This is a genomic window from Acidovorax sp. GW821-FHT11A03, from assembly GCF_058809075.1.
Window position 1 is genome coordinate 485,466 of record NZ_JBXASG010000003.1, and the last position, 16,632, is coordinate 502,097.

The window sequence follows — 16,632 nt, forward strand, 5'->3', positions numbered from 1 at the left end:
AAAACGGACGATTGGACGCCCCGGCTGCCTGCATGGGCATGAGCCCACGCGGCGCACCCGACGCGCCACTCATCCCGATTGCCCTCCGATGCGACCTCCAAAAAGAGACTGAGCCGGTTCTGAGACCCGTCGCGGCGGATGGCAGGCGAGGCGGCCAAATGTCATTGCATCGACAGTCACGGACGGCGTCCATGCCTAGCATGCCGCCATGACCTGTTCGCTCCCATGCACATCCCCAGCCGCGCCAGCGGCAAGCCGGGTTTCCGCCGCCCCCACCTCCCTACCAGAGCTGCGGCAGGCGGTGGACTGGGCCATCGTCTCGCGGCGCAGCATCCGCGCATTCCTGCCCACGCCGGTCTCCCGCGAAGAGGTGCATTCCATCCTCGACGTGGCGCGCCATGCGGCCTCTGGCATGAACACGCAGCCCTGGCGCGTGCACGTGCTCACGGGGGCCGCGAAGGAGCGGCTGAGCACCGCCATCGCCGCCGTGGACAACCATGAGGATGGGGCTGCGACCCTCACCGAGCCCTACCACTACTACCCGCTCGAATGGGTATCGCCCTATGTCAACCGGCGCCGCAAGGTGGGATGGGACCTGTATGGCCTGCTCGGCATCGCCCGGGGCGACAAGGCGCGCATGCACGCCCAGCACGGCCGCAACTACCGCTTCTTCGATGCGCCCGCGGGGCTGATCTTCACGGTGAACCGGGTGATGCAGGCCGGCAGCCTGATGGACTACGGCATGTTCCTGCAGAGCGTGATGGTGGCGGCCCGCGCGCGCGGGCTCGACACCTGCCCGCAGGTGGCGTTCACCAAATTCCACCAGGTCATTGCCGCCGAACTGGGCATCCCCGATACCGAGATGGTGGTCTGCGGCATGAGCCTGGGCCACGCCGACCCGGCGGGCATCGAGAACACGCTGGTGACGGAGCGCGAGAGCGTCGAGTCGTTCACCACCTACCACCCATGAACGCGCAAAACAGGAGACCAGCATGAGCCAAGCAGCCCACCACAGCCCCTACCAGCACGGCCTGGAACGCACCCCCGCCAACCACCTGCCGCTCACGCCGCTGGGCTTTCTGGACCGCAGCGCGCAGGTGCATCCCGAAGGCATCGCCGTGGTGCATGGCGGCACCACGCAGACCTGGGCGCAGACGCGCGAGCGCGCCTACCGCTTGGCCAGCGCACTGGCACAACGCGGCGTGCAGCGCGGCGACACCGTGGCCATCCTGGCGCCCAACACGCCCGCGATGCTGGAGGCGCACCTGGGCATCCCCCTGTGCGGTGCGGTCATCAACGCCGTCAACTGCCGGCTCGACGCCGAAGCCATCCGCTTCATCCTGCGCCACGGCGAGGCGCGCGTGCTGCTGGTGGACCGCGAATTTTCGGCGCTCGCGGCCAGGGCCGTCGAGGGCCTGGCGCAGCAGCCGCTGGTGATCACCATCCACGATGCGGGCCTGCCCTCGCAGCCGGCCCTTGGCGGGCTCGACTACGAAGCCCTGCTGGCCGAAGGCGACCCGGCCTTCGAAGGCCTATGGCCCGAGGACGAGTGGGACCCGATCGCACTGAACTACACCTCGGGCACCACCGGCGACCCCAAGGGCGTGGTGCCCAGCCACCGCGGGGCCTACCTCATGAGCCTGTTGCAGATGACCGACTGGGCGATGCCGCGCCGCCCGGTGTATCTGTGGACGCTGCCCATGTTCCACGCCAACGGCTGGTGCTTCACCTGGGCCGTCACGGCGGCGGGGGGCACGCATGTGTGCCTGCGCAAGGTCACGGCCAAGGCCATCTTCGAGGCCATTGCCGAGCACGGTGTGGACCATTTCTGTGCCGCGCCCACCGTGCTGGCCATGCTGGCGAATGCACCGGCGCACGAGCGCATCGCGCTGCCGCGCCCGGTGCGCGTGCTCACAGCGGGCTCGCCACCGCCGGCCGCCATCCTGCAGGCGATCGCCGCGATGGGCTTCGACGTGGACCACGTGTACGGCATCACCGAGGTCTCGGGCACGCCCGTGAGCTGCGTGCGCCAGCCCGGCTGGGCGGCCCTGCCCGAAGCCGGGCGTGCCCGGCTGCAGGCGCGCCAGGGCGTGCGCGCCGCGGCGCTGGAGCACCTGCGCGTGCTCAACCCCGACACGCTGGAGCCCGTGCCGGCGGACGGTGTGACGGCTGGCGAAATCATGATCCGGGGCAACACCGTGATGAAGGGCTACCTCAAGAACCCCGGCGCCACGGCCAAGGCCTTTGCCGGCGGCTGGTTCCACACCGGCGACATCGCGGTGCTACACCCCGACGGCTATGTGCAGATCACCGACCGCTCCAAGGACGTGATCATCTCGGGCGGCGAGAACATCTCCTCGGTGGAGGTGGAAGACGTGCTGCACCGCCACCCCGCCGTGCTGCTGGCCGCCGTGGTGGCCCAGCCCGACGAACGCTGGGGCGAGGTGCCCTGCGCCTTCGTGGAGCTCAAGCCCGATGCCGCAGGCAGCGTCAGTGCCGAGGAGCTGATCGAGTTCTGCCGCTGCCATCTGGCGCGCTTCAAGTGCCCGCGCCAGGTCGTGTTCGAGGTCTTGCCCAAGACCGCCACCGGCAAGATCCAGAAGTTCCGCCTGCGCGAGATCGCGGGCAGCCGCGAGGCCATCACGCGGCTGGCGCAGATTCAGACCGAGCCCGCAGGCTGAGCGTTCAGCCTTCGCGGGCAATCGACTGCAGCACCTTCAGGTCGATCACCTCGATCGAGCCATAGCCCAGGCGGATCGCACCCCGGTCCTGCAGTTCCTGCAGCGCCCGGTTGGCCACCTGGCGCGACACGCCCGACAGGCGCCCCAGCTCCTCCTGCGACAGCGTGATGCGCCGCGCGGTGTTGGGGAACAGCGCATCGTTGAACAAGCCCGACAGACTGTAGGCCACCTGCGCCGTGGTGTCGCCCAGCCGGTCGGTCTGCACCTGCGCCACGTAGTGCGCCAGACGCGCGTTGAGCTGCCCGATCAGCCACAGCGCAAAAGGGTGGCTCCCTTGCAGCAGCCGCAGGAACTCGCTGCGCGGCAGCAGGGCCACCACGCTGTCGGTCAGCGCCGTCACGGAGTAGGGACGAGGCTCGTCCTTGAGCACCGAGCCCTCGCCGAACCAGGCGCCCGAGGGCACGCCCGCGAAGGTGCTGGTGCGGCCTTCGGCGGTGATGTTGTCCAGCTTGAGCATGCCTTCCATCACCCCGGCCCAATGCGCGGTGGGCGTGCCCTTCGAAAACACCGCGCCGCCCGCAGGGTAGCTGCGCAGCGTGATCGCCCGGCGCACGCGCGCGGCCTCCTCGGCGGTGAGGGCGGACATCCAGGGCGACTGGGCAAGGAAGAGGTCGAGGGGATCTGCGGACATGGTGGCGTGGAAACAGGCACCGCCGGATTCTGCGGGAGATCACGCTCCGCGCTAATGGGGCCGGCCCGAAGGTTCAGGCAATGCCCGTCACATGGTCGCGCAGCAGCGGCACATGCACGATCAGCGAGCCCTTGTTGGGCTCGATGCGCACGATGCCCCGGGGCTTGAACACGCTGAGCGCCACGTTCACCCGCTGGCGCGAGAGCCCGCAGATCAGGGCCAGTTCCTGCTGCGAGATCAGCAGCTCCTGCACCGCCTCGCCCTGGCTGTCGGCCAGCATCAGAAGGGCCCGGGCCACCCGCGTCTCGGGCCCGCGCAGGCGCGATGCCTCCAGCATGCCCACGAACACCCCCATGCGCGCGTTCATGATGTCGCAGATCACATGGTTGAACGCGATGGACGACTGGCGCAGCGTTTCGAAGGTCTCCACCGGCACCAGGCACAGGTGGGCCGGCGTGAGCGAGCGCAGGTCGTACTGGCGCAGTTCCTTCTTGAGCAGCGAGCCCTCGCCGCCCCATTCGCCCTCGCGCAAACAATACAGCGTGGTTTCGGCACCGTCCGACGCCACCACGTACATCTGCAGGAAGCCGCGCACCAGCCCGTACCAGTGGGTGCAGGGTTGCCCCCGGTGGGCCACCAGCTCGCCGGGGACGGTGATCCGCTCGCTCGCGGTGCGCAGGACCACGGCTTGCAACTCGGGCGACAGCACGCGGTACCAGGCCGACGACTCCAGGAAGTCCACCATGCCGGTGCCTGCGGGGGCATGTGCTGCCCTTTTCCCGCGTGAGGGCACGGGCGTTTCAAGCGGGCTCGATGGGGTGCGAGAAGGCATGGCTTGAGTCCCTGGGTGGTCAGAGCTTGCAGTATCGGTCAGGGGGATAGCTTGAACGCGCGGCGCGCGTTGCCCGCCAGGTACAAGGCACTCGTCTCTGCGTCCAGGCCCAGGGCATCGAGCCCAGCCAGGCATTCTGCCGGTGTGAGCATGGGGTAGTTGGTGCCGAACAGCACCTTGTGCCGGCCCGGGCCGCGCAGGTAGGCGACCAGTTCTGGCGGGAAGCGCGAGGCCTTGTAGGCCGATGTGTCCACATAGACGTTGGGATGTTTCATCATCAGCGAGACCATCTCGTTCACCCATGGGAAACCGATGTGTCCGCCCACGATGCGCAGGTCCGGGAATTCATGTGCCACGTGGTCCAGGTACGGCATCGGCCGGCCCGGCTCGGAAGGGCGCATGGGGCCTGCATGCCCGACCTGCAGGCAGAAGGTGACGTCCAGTTCCACGCATTCGGCATACAGTGGGTAGTAGCGGCGATCGTCGGGCGGCAGGCCCCAGAGCCAGGGCAGCACGCGCACGCCCTTGAAGCCGAACTGCCGCACGCAGCGGCGCAGTTCGCGCACGGCGTCCATGGGCCGGTGGAGATCGACCGAGGCGATGCCCACCACCTGGCCGGGATGCGCCTGCGTGGCCGCTGCCACCTCGTCGTTGGTGATCATAGGCCCGGCAGGCCCCCACCAGGCGCTGGCCAGGACGCGCTGGACGCCCTGGGCGCGGAAGGTCGCCAGCGCTTCATCGTGCGTGATGCCGGGGTTTTCCTGCGCCAGGGAGCGCCAGTGGGTGGGCCAGCGGCGCAATGAATCGAACATGGAGTCCAGCAGGTAAGGCCGGTTCGGCAATTGCATCCAGGCATCGATGATTTCAGGCATTGGTGGTGCTCCCCGGCGTGGTGCTGGTTGGGTTGAAATGGTCGTCGAAGCCTTGCAGGCTGGGCATGGGCAGCACAGGCCGGGTGCCCAGGGCCTGGAGTTCGTTCCACAGGCGCATGAGCATGCCGGCCCGCGTGGCATCGTCCACATAAGGCACGTGGTGCGCAAAGAAGGGTTCGTAGACGGAGAACCCCGCATACCCCAGCGTGCCCTGCAGCAGGTGGCGCATCATTCCAGTGAGCTCGCCGTGCAGGGCGCCGGTGCCGAACATGTGCTCGCGCCCGCCCAGGGCAGCCACCACCAGCGCATGTTTGCCCACCATGCCACCCCGGTCGTACACCCGCCGTCCCCCGTAGAACACGCCGGACAGGAACACCCGGTCTATCCAGCCCTTCATCTGCGCCGGCACCGAGAACCAGAACACCGGGAAGACGAGCACCAGCAGGTCTGCGTCTACCACTGCCCGGACCTCGTTCGCGATCTCGGGGGCGAGGCTGCCATGCTCCCACGCGTGCCGCTGCTCCAGCGGGTACACCAGGTGTCCGGGGCTTGCCCGTTCGCCGAAATCCGTGGCACTGGCCACGGCGCCAAAGCCCGCCGCATGCAGGTCGGTCGCGCTGGTTTGCCAGCCTGCGTTGGCCAATGCCGCCTGGGTGGTGTCGCGCATGGCCGCGACGAAAGAACGAGGTTCGGGGTGGGTATAGACGATGTGGGCACGCGGCATGGGGCTCGCTTTCAGGCTGGGTTCGTTGGCAGGTTTGTAGCCCGGAACCGCCGCGTGCGTTGTCGTTGCAAAGACAACATGGCCGAGCCCTTGTGGCTAGCATGAAGCTGGCAATCAGCAAGCTTTTGCAGACCCACGAAGGAGACACCCATGGCATGGCATATCGAGGCGGTGGACGGCTGCGCCGTCGTCCGCATGAACACCAACAAGGTCAACGTGCAGAACGCGCTTTTTTTTGCCGACCTGCACGATGCCTTCGACCGGCTCGAACGCGAGTTCGGTGAACTGCCGGTGGTGCTCACGGGGCAGGGCGACGCGTTCTCGGCCGGGATCGATTTCGACTACAGCTTCGGCATCTTCGGCAGCGGCAGCAAGGATGCCGTCCGCGAGTGGTACAAGGCCTACCGCGAGACCAATCTGCGGATCTTCGAGTACTCCCGGCCCACGGTAGCGGCGGTCAACGGCCATGCCATCGCGGGCGGGCTGATCACGGCGCTGGACTGCGACTTCCGCGTGGCGGCGCGCAAACCCGCCAAGTTCGGCCTCAACGAAGTGCCCATCGGCATCCCCATGCCGGCGGCCTACGTGGAGATCATCAAATACGCCCTGGGCGACCAGGTGGGCGCGCTCGCCACGCTGCGCGGCAAGCTCTACACACTGGAAGAGGCCGAGCGACTGGGTTTCTTCCACGAGGTGGTGGAGCCCGAGCAACTGCTGGCCACGGCCATCGGCTATGCGAAGTGCATCACGCCCGACTGCAACACCGCCTACGCGATGTCCAAGAAGGCGCTGCACGACAGCGTGATGCGCCAGATCGAGGAGCGCACCGTGGCCCTGGACGACTACCTGCCTGCCGGCATGGGCGACGCGGGCAACCGCCGTGCGCAGGACCGCCGCCGGCAAGAGATCATGCGCAAGCGCTGAAGCACAGGGGTATCCATGATCGACCTCTACAGCTGGCCCGCACCCAACGGGCACAAGGTGCACATCCTGGTGGAGGAGCTAGGCGTTCCCTACCGCGTGGTGCCCATCAATATCACCCAGGGCGACCAGCACCAGCCGGCCTACCGTGCCATCAACCCCAATGGCAAGATCCCGGCCATCGTCGACCATGCCCCGGCCGATGGGGGCGGGCCCTTCACGGTGTTCGAGACCGGCGCCATCCTGCTGTACCTGGCGGACAAGGCGCAGCGCTTCGTGCCCGCCGAACTGCGTGCACGAAGCGATGTGCTGCAGTGGCTTTTCTGGCAGGTGGGCGGGCTCGGGCCGATGATGGGGCAGGCGCAGCATTTCTTTCGCTATGCGCCAGAGCCGGTTCCCTACGGCATCGGACGCTACCAGAACGAGACGCGGCGGCTGCTCAAGGTACTCGATGAGCGGCTCGAAGGCCGCGAGTACATTGGCGGCGCCTATTCCATCGCCGACATCGCCTGTTTTCCGTGGGTGCGCATCCACAAGATGACGGGCGTTGCGCTGGACGATTTTCCGCGCGTGCAGGCCTGGTATGGCCGTGTGCGCAGCCGGCCCGCCGTAGGGCGAGCGATGGACCTGTTGCGCGGGAGCTGGGTGGATGTGACCACGTCCAGCGACGCCAGGCACAACCTCTTCGAGCGCGGGTAACCGGGCATGCCGGACCACAGCAGCACGGCAGGCGTGGATGCCTTCATCGATCTGCGCAGCCCGTACTCGTACCTGGCGCTGCGGCAGGCGCGCGATCTGGAGCAGCGCAGCGGGTTGCGCTTCGATTGGTGGCCATACATCACGGACTTTCAATCGGCTTATGGCGGCGAGGTGAGCGAGCGCTCCCCGCGGGACGTGGCCAAGCTCAAGTACCTGTACATGGACTGCCGCCGCCTGGCGCAGCTGCAAGGCCTCACCATCCGCGCCACCACCAAGCTGTGGGACGCGACACTGGCCAGCCAGGCCCTGCTGTTCGCGCGGTCGCGGCAAAGGCTGTGGGAGTTCTGCGATCCGCTGCTGGCCGCGTTCTGGCGCCGCGAGTTCGACCTCGAGTCACCCGAGCAGGTGGAGTCGGCCCTCGTGGGTGCTGGGCTCAGCGCGGGCGACTGGCGCGGCTACCTGCAGCAATGCGCACAGAGTGACTTTGCGATGGCTGTGGGCAGGGCCGAAGCGCTGGGGGTGTTTGGCGCGCCATCGTTCGTCTGCCAGGGCGAGCTGTTCTGGGGCGGTGACCGCATGGAGTTGCTGGCACGGCGCCTGGAGGCCTTGCGCAACAGTGCAGATGCCAGTTGACGTGCGGCGAAACCAGCCAGAGGACGGGTGGTGCGGGATGTGCAAGCAGGTGTGAGGGTGGTGGGGCGGGCCCGGCCCATGGCGCCAGAATGACCCATTGCCCAAGCACTACTGGAAAGCCCCATGCCCCGCTGGAATGCCCTGTTGATGAAGGCTGTGCTGGCCGCCACCGCTCTCGGGCTGGTACATGCTGCGCTACCCGGGCCGCTGCACGGGCGCGGACCGGTAGGTGTTGCTGAGTAGCGTGGCCGGCGTCGAGGCCGAGAGCGCCGGCGGTGCCAACGTGCAGGGCGTGTACCTGGTAGCCACCGGGGCCGATGGCTACCAGCCCTGGTGTCGCTGGACAACCAGCGCGTGCTGATCGCCTGTCGGCTGGACGGCCAGCCACTGGCACGCGGTATGGCGCGGCTGGTGGTAGCGGGCGATGGCAAGGCCGGCCGCCCGGTCTCGGCGCTCGAAACCATCGAGGTGTTTGCGGCCGCGGCCGCGCCTGCGGTGCGGTAGCCGAGAAGGGGTCACGCCGTCGGCACAACGGTCTCGTACCCGGCGTCCTCGGGGCATCGACGGGGCCGTTCGGGCCGGCTCCGGTTAGCCCACACCCTTCCGCAATTTCCCGAGATGTCGCATAACAAAGGGTTTTCCCTATGGCCTGTGGAAATGTTAACGTTAACATTCATGCGTTGCTGCCGTTTAGGCATGGTCTGAAGCGAGTTTTCAAGTCGCTTTGGTCGGTCTGAAAGGTGGCTCGCCCCCTTGAACACTGCTTGATACCGCTGAAGGCAGGGTGCTGCAAGCCACTTGTACGACCTGTTGATACGCCCTGACCACCTACCAGACCTGATACCACCATGACCCCGCAAGACCTCAAATCCATCATGGGCTCCGGCCTGCTGTCCTTCCCCATCACGGACTTCGACGAGCAGGGTGAATTCCGCCCCAGGACCTACATCGAGCGCCTGGAATGGCTCGCCCCCTATGGCGCCAGCGCCCTGTTCGCCGCCGGCGGCACGGGCGAGTATTTCTCGCTCTCGGGCCCCGAGTACGGCCAGGTCATCAAGACCGCCGTGGACACCTGCCGCGGCAAGGTGCCCATCATTGCCGGCGCCGGCGGCCCCACCCGCACCGCCATCGCCCATGCCCAGGAGGCCGAGCGCCTGGGCGCCCACGGCATCCTGCTGTTGCCCCACTACCTGACCGAAGCCGGCCAGGAGGGCCTGATCGAGCATGTGGCCGCCGTGTGCAACAGCGTGAAGTTCGGCGTCATCGTCTACAACCGCGACCGCACCAAGCTCACCGCCGATTCCCTGGCCATCCTGGCCGACCGCTGCCCCAACCTGATCGGCTTCAAGGACGGCGTGGGCAATATCGAGACCATGTCTTCCATCTTCATGAAGATGGGTGACCGCTTCTCCTACCTGGGCGGCCTGCCCACGGCCGAGGTGTATGCGGCGGCCTACAAGGCGCTGGGCACGCCGGTGTACTCCTCGGCAGTGTTCAACTTCATTCCCAAGACGGCGATGGACTTCTACAAGGCCGTGGCGGCCGACGACACGGCCACGCAACACAGGCTGCTCAAGGAGTTCTTCATGCCCTACCTGGCCATCCGCAACCGGGTGGAAGGCTACGGTGTCTCCATCATCAAAGCGGGCGCCAGGATCGTGGGCCATGACGGTGGGCCGGTGCGCGCGCCGCTGACGGACTTGAAGCCCAGCGAGATGGAAGAGCTCAAGGCGCTCATCGACAAGCTCGGCCCGCAGTAAGCGCGCCCCCCTGTCCCACGCCAACCCTTCAACCCAAGGCCCCGCAGAGGGCCGCCGACCACCACCACCACCTCAGGAGACATCCCTCATGTTCGTCAAGCAACTGCTGCTCGTGGCCAGCGCCTGCACCCTGGCGTTTTCCGCATCGGCCCAGACGGCCGCCACGCCCTGGCCCGAAAAGCCCGTCACCATCGTTGTGCCGTTTCCGGCGGGCGGCTCCACCGACATGGTGGCGCGCGCCATGGCCCAGCACATGGGCGACAAGCTGGGCCAGAACTTCGTGGTGGACAACCGCCCCGGTGCCACGGGCACGCTGGGTGCGGGTGCCGTCAAACGCGCCGCGCCCGATGGCTACACGTTGCTGGTGTCGTCCCTGGGCGCCTTCGTGGTGGCGCCGCACCTGCTCAAGAGCGTGCCGTACGACGCGCTCAAGGATTTCGACTACATCACCGTGCCCGTGCAGGCACCCAATGTGCTGGTGGCCTCGCCGGCGCAAAAGGCACGCACCGTGAAGGAGGTGATCGCGCAGCTCAAGGCCAACCCCGGCAAGGTGAGCTTCGCGAGTTCGGGCAACGGCTCGTCGGACCACCTCTCGGCCGAGGTCTTCTGGCAGCAAAGCGGCACCGAAGGCCTGCACATCCCCTACAAGGGCGGCGCGCCGGCCATCAACGACCTGCTGGGCGGGCAGGTGGAGTTCTCGTTCCAGAACGTGAACGCCGTGCTGCAGCACATCCGCGGCGGCAAGCTGCATGCGATTGCCGTCACCGGCGACAAGCGCAGCCCCGTGCTGCCTGACGTGCCCACCCTGGCCGAGGCCGGCGTGGCCGGTGCCGAGGTGTACTCGTGGCAGGGCATGGCCGCGCCCAAGGGCCTGCCTGCGGCCGTGAAGAAGAAGCTCTCGGACGCCGCCATCGCCGCCATGAACGATCCCGCCGTGAAGAAGCGCATGCTCGACCAGGGGCTGGAGATCGTGGCCAGCACGCCCGAGGCTTTCACCGCCTACCAGGCACGCGAATTCGCGCGCTGGAAGACGGTCATCGAAACCCGAAAAATCACTGCCGATTAAGCCTTGTCACGGGGCGTCTTTGCGCGCCCATCTTCGTTTCCAGACCACCATGACCACCTCTTCCATCCCTTCTGCCACCAGCACCCCCGTCGTCACCGAGCTGCGCGTGGTGCCCGTGGCGGGCCACGACAGCATGCTCATGAACCTGAGCGGCGCGCACGGCCCCTTCTTCACACGCAACCTGATCATCCTGCGCGACAGCGCGGGCAACACTGGGGTGGGCGAGGTGCCCGGCGGCGAGAAGATCCGCCAGACCATCGAGGACGCGCGCCCATTGATCGTGGGCCGGCCCATCGGCCACCACAACGCGGTACTCAACGCCATGCGCGCCCGGTTCGCCGACCGCGATGCGGGCGGGCGCGGGCTGCAGACCTTCGATTTGCGCATCACCATCCACGCTGTGACGGCGGTGGAGTCGGCCTTCCTGGACCTCCTGGGCCAGCACCTGAACGTGCCCGTGGCCGCGCTGCTGGGCGATGGCGTGCAGCGCGAGGCGGTGCAGATGCTGGGCTACCTGTTCTACGTGGGCGACCGCGCCAAGACCGACCTGGCCTACCGCACGGAGCCCGGTGCCGACAACGACTGGTTCCGCCTGCGCAACGAGAAAGCCATGACGGCCGACGGCATCGTGCGCCTGGCCGAGGCCGCGTACGAACGCTACGGCTTTGCCGACTTCAAGCTCAAGGGCGGCGTGCTGCGTGGCGAGGAAGAGGTCGAGGCGATTCGCGCGCTGCATGAGCGCTTCCCGGAGGCGCGCGTGACGCTGGACCCCAACGGCGGCTGGCTGCTCAAGGACGCCATCCGCATCACGCGCGACCTGCACGGCGTGATGGCCTATGCCGAGGACCCCTGCGGCGCCGAAGGCGTGTTCTCGGGCCGCGAGGTGATGGCGGAGTTCCGCCGCGCCACCGGCCTGCCCACCGCCACCAACATGGTGGCCACCGACTGGCGCGAGATGGCGCACAGCCTAGCCCTGCAGTCGGTGGACATCCCGCTGGCCGACCCGCACTTCTGGACCATGGCCGGCTCGGTGCGCGTGGCGCAGATGTGTCAGGCCTTCGGCCTGACCTGGGGCTCGCATTCCAACAACCATTTCGACGTCTCGCTGGCCATGTTCACCCACGTGGGCGCCGCCGCACCGGGGCGCGTCACCGCCATCGACACGCACTGGATCTGGCAGGACGGTGAACGGCTGACGAAGGAGCCTTTCCAGATCAAGGACGGCTTCATCCAGTTGCCCACCAAGCCTGGCTTGGGCGTGGAGCTGGACATGGAGGAGGTGGAGCGCGCCCACCGCCTGTACCTGCAGCATGGGCTGGGCGCGCGTGACGATGCCATCGCCATGCAGTACCTGATCCCCGGCTGGAAGTTCAACAACAAATCGCCCTGCATGGTGCGCTGAACGGGCCTGCGGTCCGGGGAGCGGATGCTTGAGTCAGGCGGTCTTGTCTTCCGCCCGGCGTCTTGGCAGCTGGCGCTTGATGGACGGCCGCTGCAGGCGCTGCTTGGGGTCGGCGCCGTCGGGCAGGTCGGTGGCACGCTGCAACTGCAGGTGGGCCACCAGGCCGCCCGTGCTGGAATTGGCCAGCGCGAAGATGCCGCCCATGCGCTGCACCGTCTTGTCGACGATGGACAGCCCCAGCCCCGCACCGGCGGCGGCCGTGCGGGCGGAATCCCCCCGGAAGAAGGGTTTGGTCAGGTTGGACAGCTGCTCGGGCGGCACGCCCGGGCCATGGTCGCGCAGTTTGACCAGCACCCAGTTCTCCCGGCCTTTCGCGACGATGTCCACGCTGGTGATGCCGGTGTCCTCGGTCTTGCCATAGCGCCGGGCGTTCTCCAGCAGGTTGGAGATCACGCGTGCCAGTTCCACTTCATCAGCCAGCACGTTCAGGTCTTCGGGCACCGACATGGTGATCTGGAGTTCGCGGTGGTCCTGCACGGCGTACACGCAGGACGAGACCACCGCATGCAGGTTGACGGGTGTCAGCGTCACGTGGTCAGGCCGCGCGTAGTCGAGGAACTTGTCGATGGTGGCGTCGAGCTGCACGATGTCGGCCACCATGTGCTCGCGCGCGACTTCATCGTTCACGCTCATCTCGGTTTCGAGCCGCAGGCGCGCCAGCGGCGTGCGCAGGTCGTGCGAGATGCCGGCCAGCATCACGGCGCGGTCCTGCTCCAGCTTGGCGAGCTTCTGCGCCATGCGGTTGAAGCCGATGTTCACCTCGCGGATTTCACTGGTCACCACCTCTTCGTCGAGATGGCTGGCCGCGAAATCGCCGTCCTTGACGCGGTTGGCGGCGTAGGAAAGCTGCTTGAGCGGCCGATTGATCAGCCGTGCAATGGCCGCGGCGCCCGCCAGTGACAGCGCCCCCGCCGTGATCAGCCAGATCAGCCAGGTGCGGCCGCCCGCCGGGCTGAAGCGCGAGCGGTCCATCAGCAGCCAGTTGGGGTCGCCGTTGATGTTGAAGCCGACCCACAGGCCTGTTTCTCCATTCACGTTTTGCGCCACGATGGTGTCGGGGCCCAGGCGCTGGGTGAGCTCGTCGGTCAGGCGGTTGCCCAGGGCCGTGCCCTCCAGCAGTTCGAATTTGTCGCGCGGCTCGCGCGGCAGGATGCGCACGCCTTCCTGGTCGGCCATGGTCTTGATGAGCGACACGCGGGCGATGGCATCGGAGTGCACGAGCGCGGCGCGGCTCAGGTTCACCAGCGAGGCGATCTGCTGCGCGGTGTGCAGCGTGCGCGGTTCAAACTCCAGCGCCCGCAGTGTCTGCAGCCATGCCAGGATGCTGCCCACCAGGAGCAGCGCCAGCAGGAAGAAGGTGCGCCAGAAGAGATTGAGGCCCACGCGCGCCCGTTGCTCCCGAGCCTGTCTCAGGGACTCGAGGGGGGCGGGGCTGGTGGCGTCGGAAGGAGCGGTCACGGACTGCCGGAACGATGGTGATCTCGACCTCGGATGGCCGTCGGATTTGCGCATACAAGAAAGAAGGAAGGGGTCAGCTCGTTCCGTCCGGCACGAAAACGTAGCCCACGCCCCACACGGTCTGGATGTAGCGCGGCGCGGCGGCGTCCACTTCCACCAGCTTGCGCAGGCGCGAGACCTGCACGTCCAGGCTGCGGTCGAAGGGCTCGAACTCGCGGCCGCGTGCCAGCAGGGCCAGCTTTTCGCGAGACAGCGGCTGGCGCGGGTGGCGCACCAGGGCCTTGAGCATGGCGAACTCGCCCGTGGTCAGGGGCAGCTCTTCGCCATTGCGCTGCAGTGCGCGGGTGCCCAGGTCAAAGGTAAAGGGGCCGAAGGTCACGACCTCGTTGTCGCCCGAAGGCGCACCGGGGGCTTCCTGCGCGGGGCGGCGGCGCAGCACGGCGTGGATGCGCGCGAGCAGTTCGCGGGGGTTGAACGGTTTGCCCAGGTAGTCGTCGGCGCCCACTTCCAGGCCCACGATGCGGTCCACGTCCTCGCCCTTGGCGGTGAGCATGATGATGGGCGTGCGGTCATTGGCCGCACGCAGGCGGCGGCAGATGGACAGGCCGTCCTCGCCCGGCATCATCAGGTCGAGCACGATGATGTCCACGGTCTCGCGCAACAGCAGGCGGTTGAGTGCCTTGCCGTCTTCGGCGACCATGACTTCAAAGCCTTCCTGGGTGAGGTAGCGGCGCAGCAGATCACGGATTCGTGCATCGTCATCCACCACCAGAACTTTGTCGGTGCGATTGGTTGTTGTGGCCATCTTGATCCCAAGTCCAATTTGTAACAGAGCCGATTCTGACCACTTGGAACGCCGAAGTTCGGGTTTTGGCCTTGGGTTTGACCAACTGTTACAAGTTTTGCCCAGCTTCGCACAGTGCGCGGCGGGGCTTCATCATGGGCGGGATGCCACGCGGTTATCGTGGTGCCCCGCGCTGCCCAACGAAGGGCGGCGCTTTGATGCCAAGGATGTTTCCGCCATGAAGATGACTACCAAAATGATAGCTGCAGGCGCTTTTCTGGCTTGCGCTGGAGCCGCATTTGCTCAGAATGCACCTGCAGCGGAGCCGCGCAATGTGGTGCAGCTGTCAGCCACGGGCACGGTCGAAGTGCAGCAGGATCTGCTGGTGCTCAGCCTCGCCACCAGCAAGGAGGCTGCGGATGCCGCCACCGTGCAGGCGCAGCTCAAGCAGGCGCTCGACACGGCGCTGGCCGAAGCCAAGCGCAATGCCCAGCCCGGCCAGCTGGATGTGCGCACGGGCCCGTTCGGCCTTTTCCCGCGCTACAACAAGGACGGCAAGATCAATGGCTGGCAGGGCCGCGCGGAACTGGTGCTGGAAGGCCGCGACTTCGCCCGCATCACCACCACGGCGGGCAAGATCCAGACCATGGCCATCCACCAAGTCGCGTTCGGCCTGTCGCGCGAGGCGCGTGCCAAGGTGGAGGATGAGGCCCAGACCCAGGCCATCGAGCAGTTCAAGGCCCGCGCGGCCGAGCTGGCCAAGGGGTTTGGCTTCAGCAACTACAGCCTGCGCGAGGTGGCGGTGAACAGCAATGAGATGGCGCCCGGTCCCCGCCCGCGCATGATGGCCGCCGAGGCCAAGATGGGCGGGGCCTATGCGGACTCCGCCGTCCCGGTGGAAGCGGGCAAGGCCCAGGTGGTCGTCAACGTGTCGGGCTCGGTGCAGATGCGTTGAGACCGGCCGGCCCGGCCGCAGCGCCAAGGCTGAAAGTCAAATCCCGCCTGAAAGTGCCGTCTGTTCTGGGCTGAGCAGCGGCACCTGCTGTTGAAAATGGAGCATCTGCCGGGGGCATGTGGCCGTGGCCCCGTGCCCCCGGGGGCCCAGCCCCTTACTGCGCCGCCCAGCCGCCGTCCATGTTCCAGGCCACCCCGCGCACGTTGTTGGCGGCGGGGGAGCAGAAGAACACGGCCAGCTCGCCCAGTTCTTCCGGCGTGGTGAACTGCATGGAGGGCTCCTTTTCGCCCAGCAGCAGCTTCTTGGCGTCCTCGTTGGACAGGCCATGTTCCGCTGCCTTGGCATCCACCTGCTTTTGCACCAGGGGCGTCAGCACCCAGCCGGGGCAGATGGCATTGCAGGTCACGCCGGTGGTGGCGTTTTCCAGCGCGGTCACCTTGGTCAGGCCCACGATGCCGTGCTTGGCCGCCACGTAGGCGGCCTTCTGTGCCGAGCCCACCAGGCCGTGCACCGATGCCACGTTGATGATGCGGCCCCAGTTGGCGCCCTTCATGGCGGGCAGCGCCAGGCGCGAGGTGTGAAAGGCGCTCGTGAGGTTGATGGCGATCACCGCGTCCCAGCGTTCCGCGGGGAAGTCTTCCACGTTGGCCACATGCTGTATGCCGGCGTTGTTCACGAGGATGTCCACGCGCCCGAACTGCGCGGTGCTGTACTTCATCATGTCTTCGATGTCGGCCACACGGCTCATGTCGGCGCCGTGGTAGGCCACCTGGACACCTGCAGCCTCGCCAGCGGCCAGCACCTCGGCGCGCGGGCCTTCCACGTCTCCGAAGCCATTGAGCACGATGTTGGCGCCCTGGCGGGCCAGTGCCTTCGCGATTCCAAGACCAATGCCACTGGTCGAGCCGGTGACGAGGGCGGTTTTGCCTTTCAGCATGAGAGTCTCTCCGAATGAATTACGATGAACGCAAGGGAAGGGCGGCACGGATTGCGTGGCACGCGGCCACCCGGATCAGGATGGATGCAGGGCGCAAATCACAGCGACAGCCACGGCGGTCGGGGATTTGCAGCGCGGCAGACACCCGGGACTGCGG

The 16,632-nt window shown here is 67.2% G+C and carries 18 protein-coding genes; 11 read left to right on the forward strand and 7 right to left on the reverse strand.

What is annotated here, in order from left to right; genetic code table 11:
* Nucleotides 1–208 precede the first annotated feature (208 nt).
* Both AC1RVY_RS09510 and AC1RVY_RS09515 read left to right on the forward strand, forming a co-directional pair.
* Complete coding sequence (locus tag AC1RVY_RS09510) at nt 209–970, forward strand: nitroreductase (RefSeq protein WP_492806376.1); 762 nt, start codon at nt 209–211, stop codon at nt 968–970.
* A 22-nt stretch (nt 971–992) separates the two neighbouring features.
* The gene (locus tag AC1RVY_RS09515; protein WP_492806377.1) at nt 993–2,681 is read left to right on the forward strand and encodes an acyl-CoA synthetase; all 1,689 of its coding nucleotides are present in this window, start codon (nt 993–995) and stop codon (nt 2,679–2,681) included.
* A 4-nt stretch (nt 2,682–2,685) separates the two neighbouring features.
* Here AC1RVY_RS09515 and AC1RVY_RS09520 read toward each other — a convergent pair whose 3' ends face one another.
* The 4 genes from AC1RVY_RS09520 to AC1RVY_RS09535 form a co-directional block, all read right to left on the reverse strand.
* A complete protein-coding gene (locus AC1RVY_RS09520; RefSeq protein ID WP_492806379.1) occupies nt 2,686–3,372 on the reverse strand; it encodes a Crp/Fnr family transcriptional regulator in 687 nt (228 codons plus the stop codon).
* A 73-nt stretch (nt 3,373–3,445) separates the two neighbouring features.
* Complete coding sequence (locus AC1RVY_RS09525) at nt 3,446–4,204, reverse strand: Crp/Fnr family transcriptional regulator (protein WP_255591403.1); 759 nt, start codon at nt 4,202–4,204, stop codon at nt 3,446–3,448.
* Nucleotides 4,205–4,242: 38 nt separating this feature from the next.
* The gene (locus AC1RVY_RS09530; RefSeq protein WP_492806380.1) at nt 4,243–5,076 is read right to left on the reverse strand and encodes an amidohydrolase family protein; all 834 of its coding nucleotides are present in this window, start codon (nt 5,074–5,076) and stop codon (nt 4,243–4,245) included.
* Nucleotides 5,069–5,800, reverse strand: coding sequence for an NAD(P)H-dependent oxidoreductase (locus tag AC1RVY_RS09535; RefSeq protein ID WP_218294218.1), 732 nt, complete (start codon nt 5,798–5,800; stop codon nt 5,069–5,071). The genes AC1RVY_RS09530 and AC1RVY_RS09535 overlap by 8 nt, the downstream gene beginning before the upstream one ends.
* 150 nt (nt 5,801–5,950) lie before the next feature.
* Between AC1RVY_RS09535 and AC1RVY_RS09540 the strand changes: the two genes are divergently transcribed.
* The 8 genes from AC1RVY_RS09540 (at nt 5,951) to gudD (ending at nt 12,281) form a co-directional block, all read left to right on the forward strand.
* Nucleotides 5,951–6,724 (forward strand): enoyl-CoA hydratase/isomerase family protein, encoded by a 774-nt coding sequence (locus tag AC1RVY_RS09540; RefSeq protein WP_218294219.1) that lies wholly within the window; start codon nt 5,951–5,953, stop codon nt 6,722–6,724.
* A gap of 15 nt (nt 6,725–6,739) precedes the next feature.
* Nucleotides 6,740–7,420, forward strand: coding sequence for a glutathione S-transferase N-terminal domain-containing protein (locus AC1RVY_RS09545; protein ID WP_218340850.1), 681 nt, complete (start codon nt 6,740–6,742; stop codon nt 7,418–7,420).
* A 6-nt stretch (nt 7,421–7,426) separates the two neighbouring features.
* Nucleotides 7,427–8,053, forward strand: a complete 627-nt coding sequence (locus AC1RVY_RS09550; protein ID WP_492806382.1) for a DsbA family protein — start codon at nt 7,427–7,429, stop codon at nt 8,051–8,053.
* Nucleotides 8,054–8,282: 229 nt separating this feature from the next.
* Nucleotides 8,283–8,414 (forward strand): hypothetical protein, encoded by a 132-nt coding sequence (locus AC1RVY_RS09555; protein ID WP_255591405.1) that lies wholly within the window; start codon nt 8,283–8,285, stop codon nt 8,412–8,414.
* Entirely contained in the window at nt 8,408–8,557 is a 150-nt protein-coding gene (locus tag AC1RVY_RS09560) for a hypothetical protein (protein WP_492806383.1), read from the forward strand. Before AC1RVY_RS09555 ends, AC1RVY_RS09560 begins: the two co-directional genes overlap by 7 nt.
* A gap of 344 nt (nt 8,558–8,901) precedes the next feature.
* Nucleotides 8,902–9,813 (forward strand): 5-dehydro-4-deoxyglucarate dehydratase, encoded by a 912-nt coding sequence (gene kdgD / locus AC1RVY_RS09565; protein ID WP_218295311.1) that lies wholly within the window; start codon nt 8,902–8,904, stop codon nt 9,811–9,813.
* Nucleotides 9,814–9,901: 88 nt separating this feature from the next.
* Nucleotides 9,902–10,879, forward strand: a complete 978-nt coding sequence (locus tag AC1RVY_RS09570; protein ID WP_492806385.1) for a Bug family tripartite tricarboxylate transporter substrate binding protein — start codon at nt 9,902–9,904, stop codon at nt 10,877–10,879.
* A 49-nt stretch (nt 10,880–10,928) separates the two neighbouring features.
* Nucleotides 10,929–12,281, forward strand: coding sequence for a glucarate dehydratase (gudD, locus tag AC1RVY_RS09575; protein WP_492806386.1), 1,353 nt, complete (start codon nt 10,929–10,931; stop codon nt 12,279–12,281).
* 33 nt (nt 12,282–12,314) lie between these two features.
* Here gudD and AC1RVY_RS09580 read toward each other — a convergent pair whose 3' ends face one another.
* Both AC1RVY_RS09580 and ompR read right to left on the reverse strand, forming a co-directional pair.
* On the reverse strand, nt 12,315–13,853 hold the full coding sequence (locus tag AC1RVY_RS09580) for an ATP-binding protein (RefSeq protein ID WP_218294227.1): 1,539 nt from the start codon (nt 13,851–13,853) through the stop codon (nt 12,315–12,317).
* Nucleotides 13,854–13,872: 19 nt separating this feature from the next.
* Entirely contained in the window at nt 13,873–14,604 is a 732-nt protein-coding gene (ompR, locus tag AC1RVY_RS09585; RefSeq protein ID WP_010460834.1) for an osmolarity response regulator transcription factor OmpR, read from the reverse strand.
* 217 nt (nt 14,605–14,821) lie between these two features.
* On the opposite strand from ompR, the gene AC1RVY_RS09590 reads away from it, so the two are divergent.
* Nucleotides 14,822–15,538, forward strand: a complete 717-nt coding sequence (locus AC1RVY_RS09590; RefSeq protein WP_218340854.1) for an SIMPL domain-containing protein — start codon at nt 14,822–14,824, stop codon at nt 15,536–15,538.
* A gap of 154 nt (nt 15,539–15,692) precedes the next feature.
* Here the strand turns inward: AC1RVY_RS09590 and AC1RVY_RS09595 are convergent, their stop codons facing one another.
* Nucleotides 15,693–16,475, reverse strand: coding sequence for a 3-hydroxybutyrate dehydrogenase (locus tag AC1RVY_RS09595; RefSeq protein ID WP_492806388.1), 783 nt, complete (start codon nt 16,473–16,475; stop codon nt 15,693–15,695).
* Between the last annotated feature and the right edge of the window lie 157 nt (nt 16,476–16,632).

What these genes read in the sequence shown, in the direction of transcription:
- AC1RVY_RS09510 (WP_492806376.1), top strand. Translation starts at nt 209, where the DNA reads ATGACCTGTTCGCTCCCATGCACATCCCCAGCCGCGCCAGCGGCAAGC.
- AC1RVY_RS09515 (WP_492806377.1), top strand. Translation starts at nt 993, where the DNA reads ATGAGCCAAGCAGCCCACCACAGCCCCTACCAGCACGGCCTGGAACGC.
- AC1RVY_RS09520 (WP_492806379.1), bottom strand. Translation starts at nt 3,372, where the DNA reads ATGTCCGCAGATCCCCTCGACCTCTTCCTTGCCCAGTCGCCCTGGATG.
- AC1RVY_RS09525 (WP_255591403.1), bottom strand. Translation starts at nt 4,204, where the DNA reads ATGCCTTCTCGCACCCCATCGAGCCCGCTTGAAACGCCCGTGCCCTCA.
- AC1RVY_RS09530 (WP_492806380.1), bottom strand. Translation starts at nt 5,076, where the DNA reads ATGCCTGAAATCATCGATGCCTGGATGCAATTGCCGAACCGGCCTTAC.
- AC1RVY_RS09535 (WP_218294218.1), bottom strand. Translation starts at nt 5,800, where the DNA reads ATGCCGCGTGCCCACATCGTCTATACCCACCCCGAACCTCGTTCTTTC.
- AC1RVY_RS09540 (WP_218294219.1), top strand. Translation starts at nt 5,951, where the DNA reads ATGGCATGGCATATCGAGGCGGTGGACGGCTGCGCCGTCGTCCGCATG.
- AC1RVY_RS09545 (WP_218340850.1), top strand. Translation starts at nt 6,740, where the DNA reads ATGATCGACCTCTACAGCTGGCCCGCACCCAACGGGCACAAGGTGCAC.
- AC1RVY_RS09550 (WP_492806382.1), top strand. Translation starts at nt 7,427, where the DNA reads ATGCCGGACCACAGCAGCACGGCAGGCGTGGATGCCTTCATCGATCTG.
- kdgD (WP_218295311.1), top strand. Translation starts at nt 8,902, where the DNA reads ATGACCCCGCAAGACCTCAAATCCATCATGGGCTCCGGCCTGCTGTCC.
- AC1RVY_RS09570 (WP_492806385.1), top strand. Translation starts at nt 9,902, where the DNA reads ATGTTCGTCAAGCAACTGCTGCTCGTGGCCAGCGCCTGCACCCTGGCG.
- gudD (WP_492806386.1), top strand. Translation starts at nt 10,929, where the DNA reads ATGACCACCTCTTCCATCCCTTCTGCCACCAGCACCCCCGTCGTCACC.
- AC1RVY_RS09580 (WP_218294227.1), bottom strand. Translation starts at nt 13,853, where the DNA reads ATGCGCAAATCCGACGGCCATCCGAGGTCGAGATCACCATCGTTCCGG.
- ompR (WP_010460834.1), bottom strand. Translation starts at nt 14,604, where the DNA reads ATGGCCACAACAACCAATCGCACCGACAAAGTTCTGGTGGTGGATGAC.
- AC1RVY_RS09590 (WP_218340854.1), top strand. Translation starts at nt 14,822, where the DNA reads ATGAAGATGACTACCAAAATGATAGCTGCAGGCGCTTTTCTGGCTTGC.
- AC1RVY_RS09595 (WP_492806388.1), bottom strand. Translation starts at nt 16,475, where the DNA reads ATGCTGAAAGGCAAAACCGCCCTCGTCACCGGCTCGACCAGTGGCATT.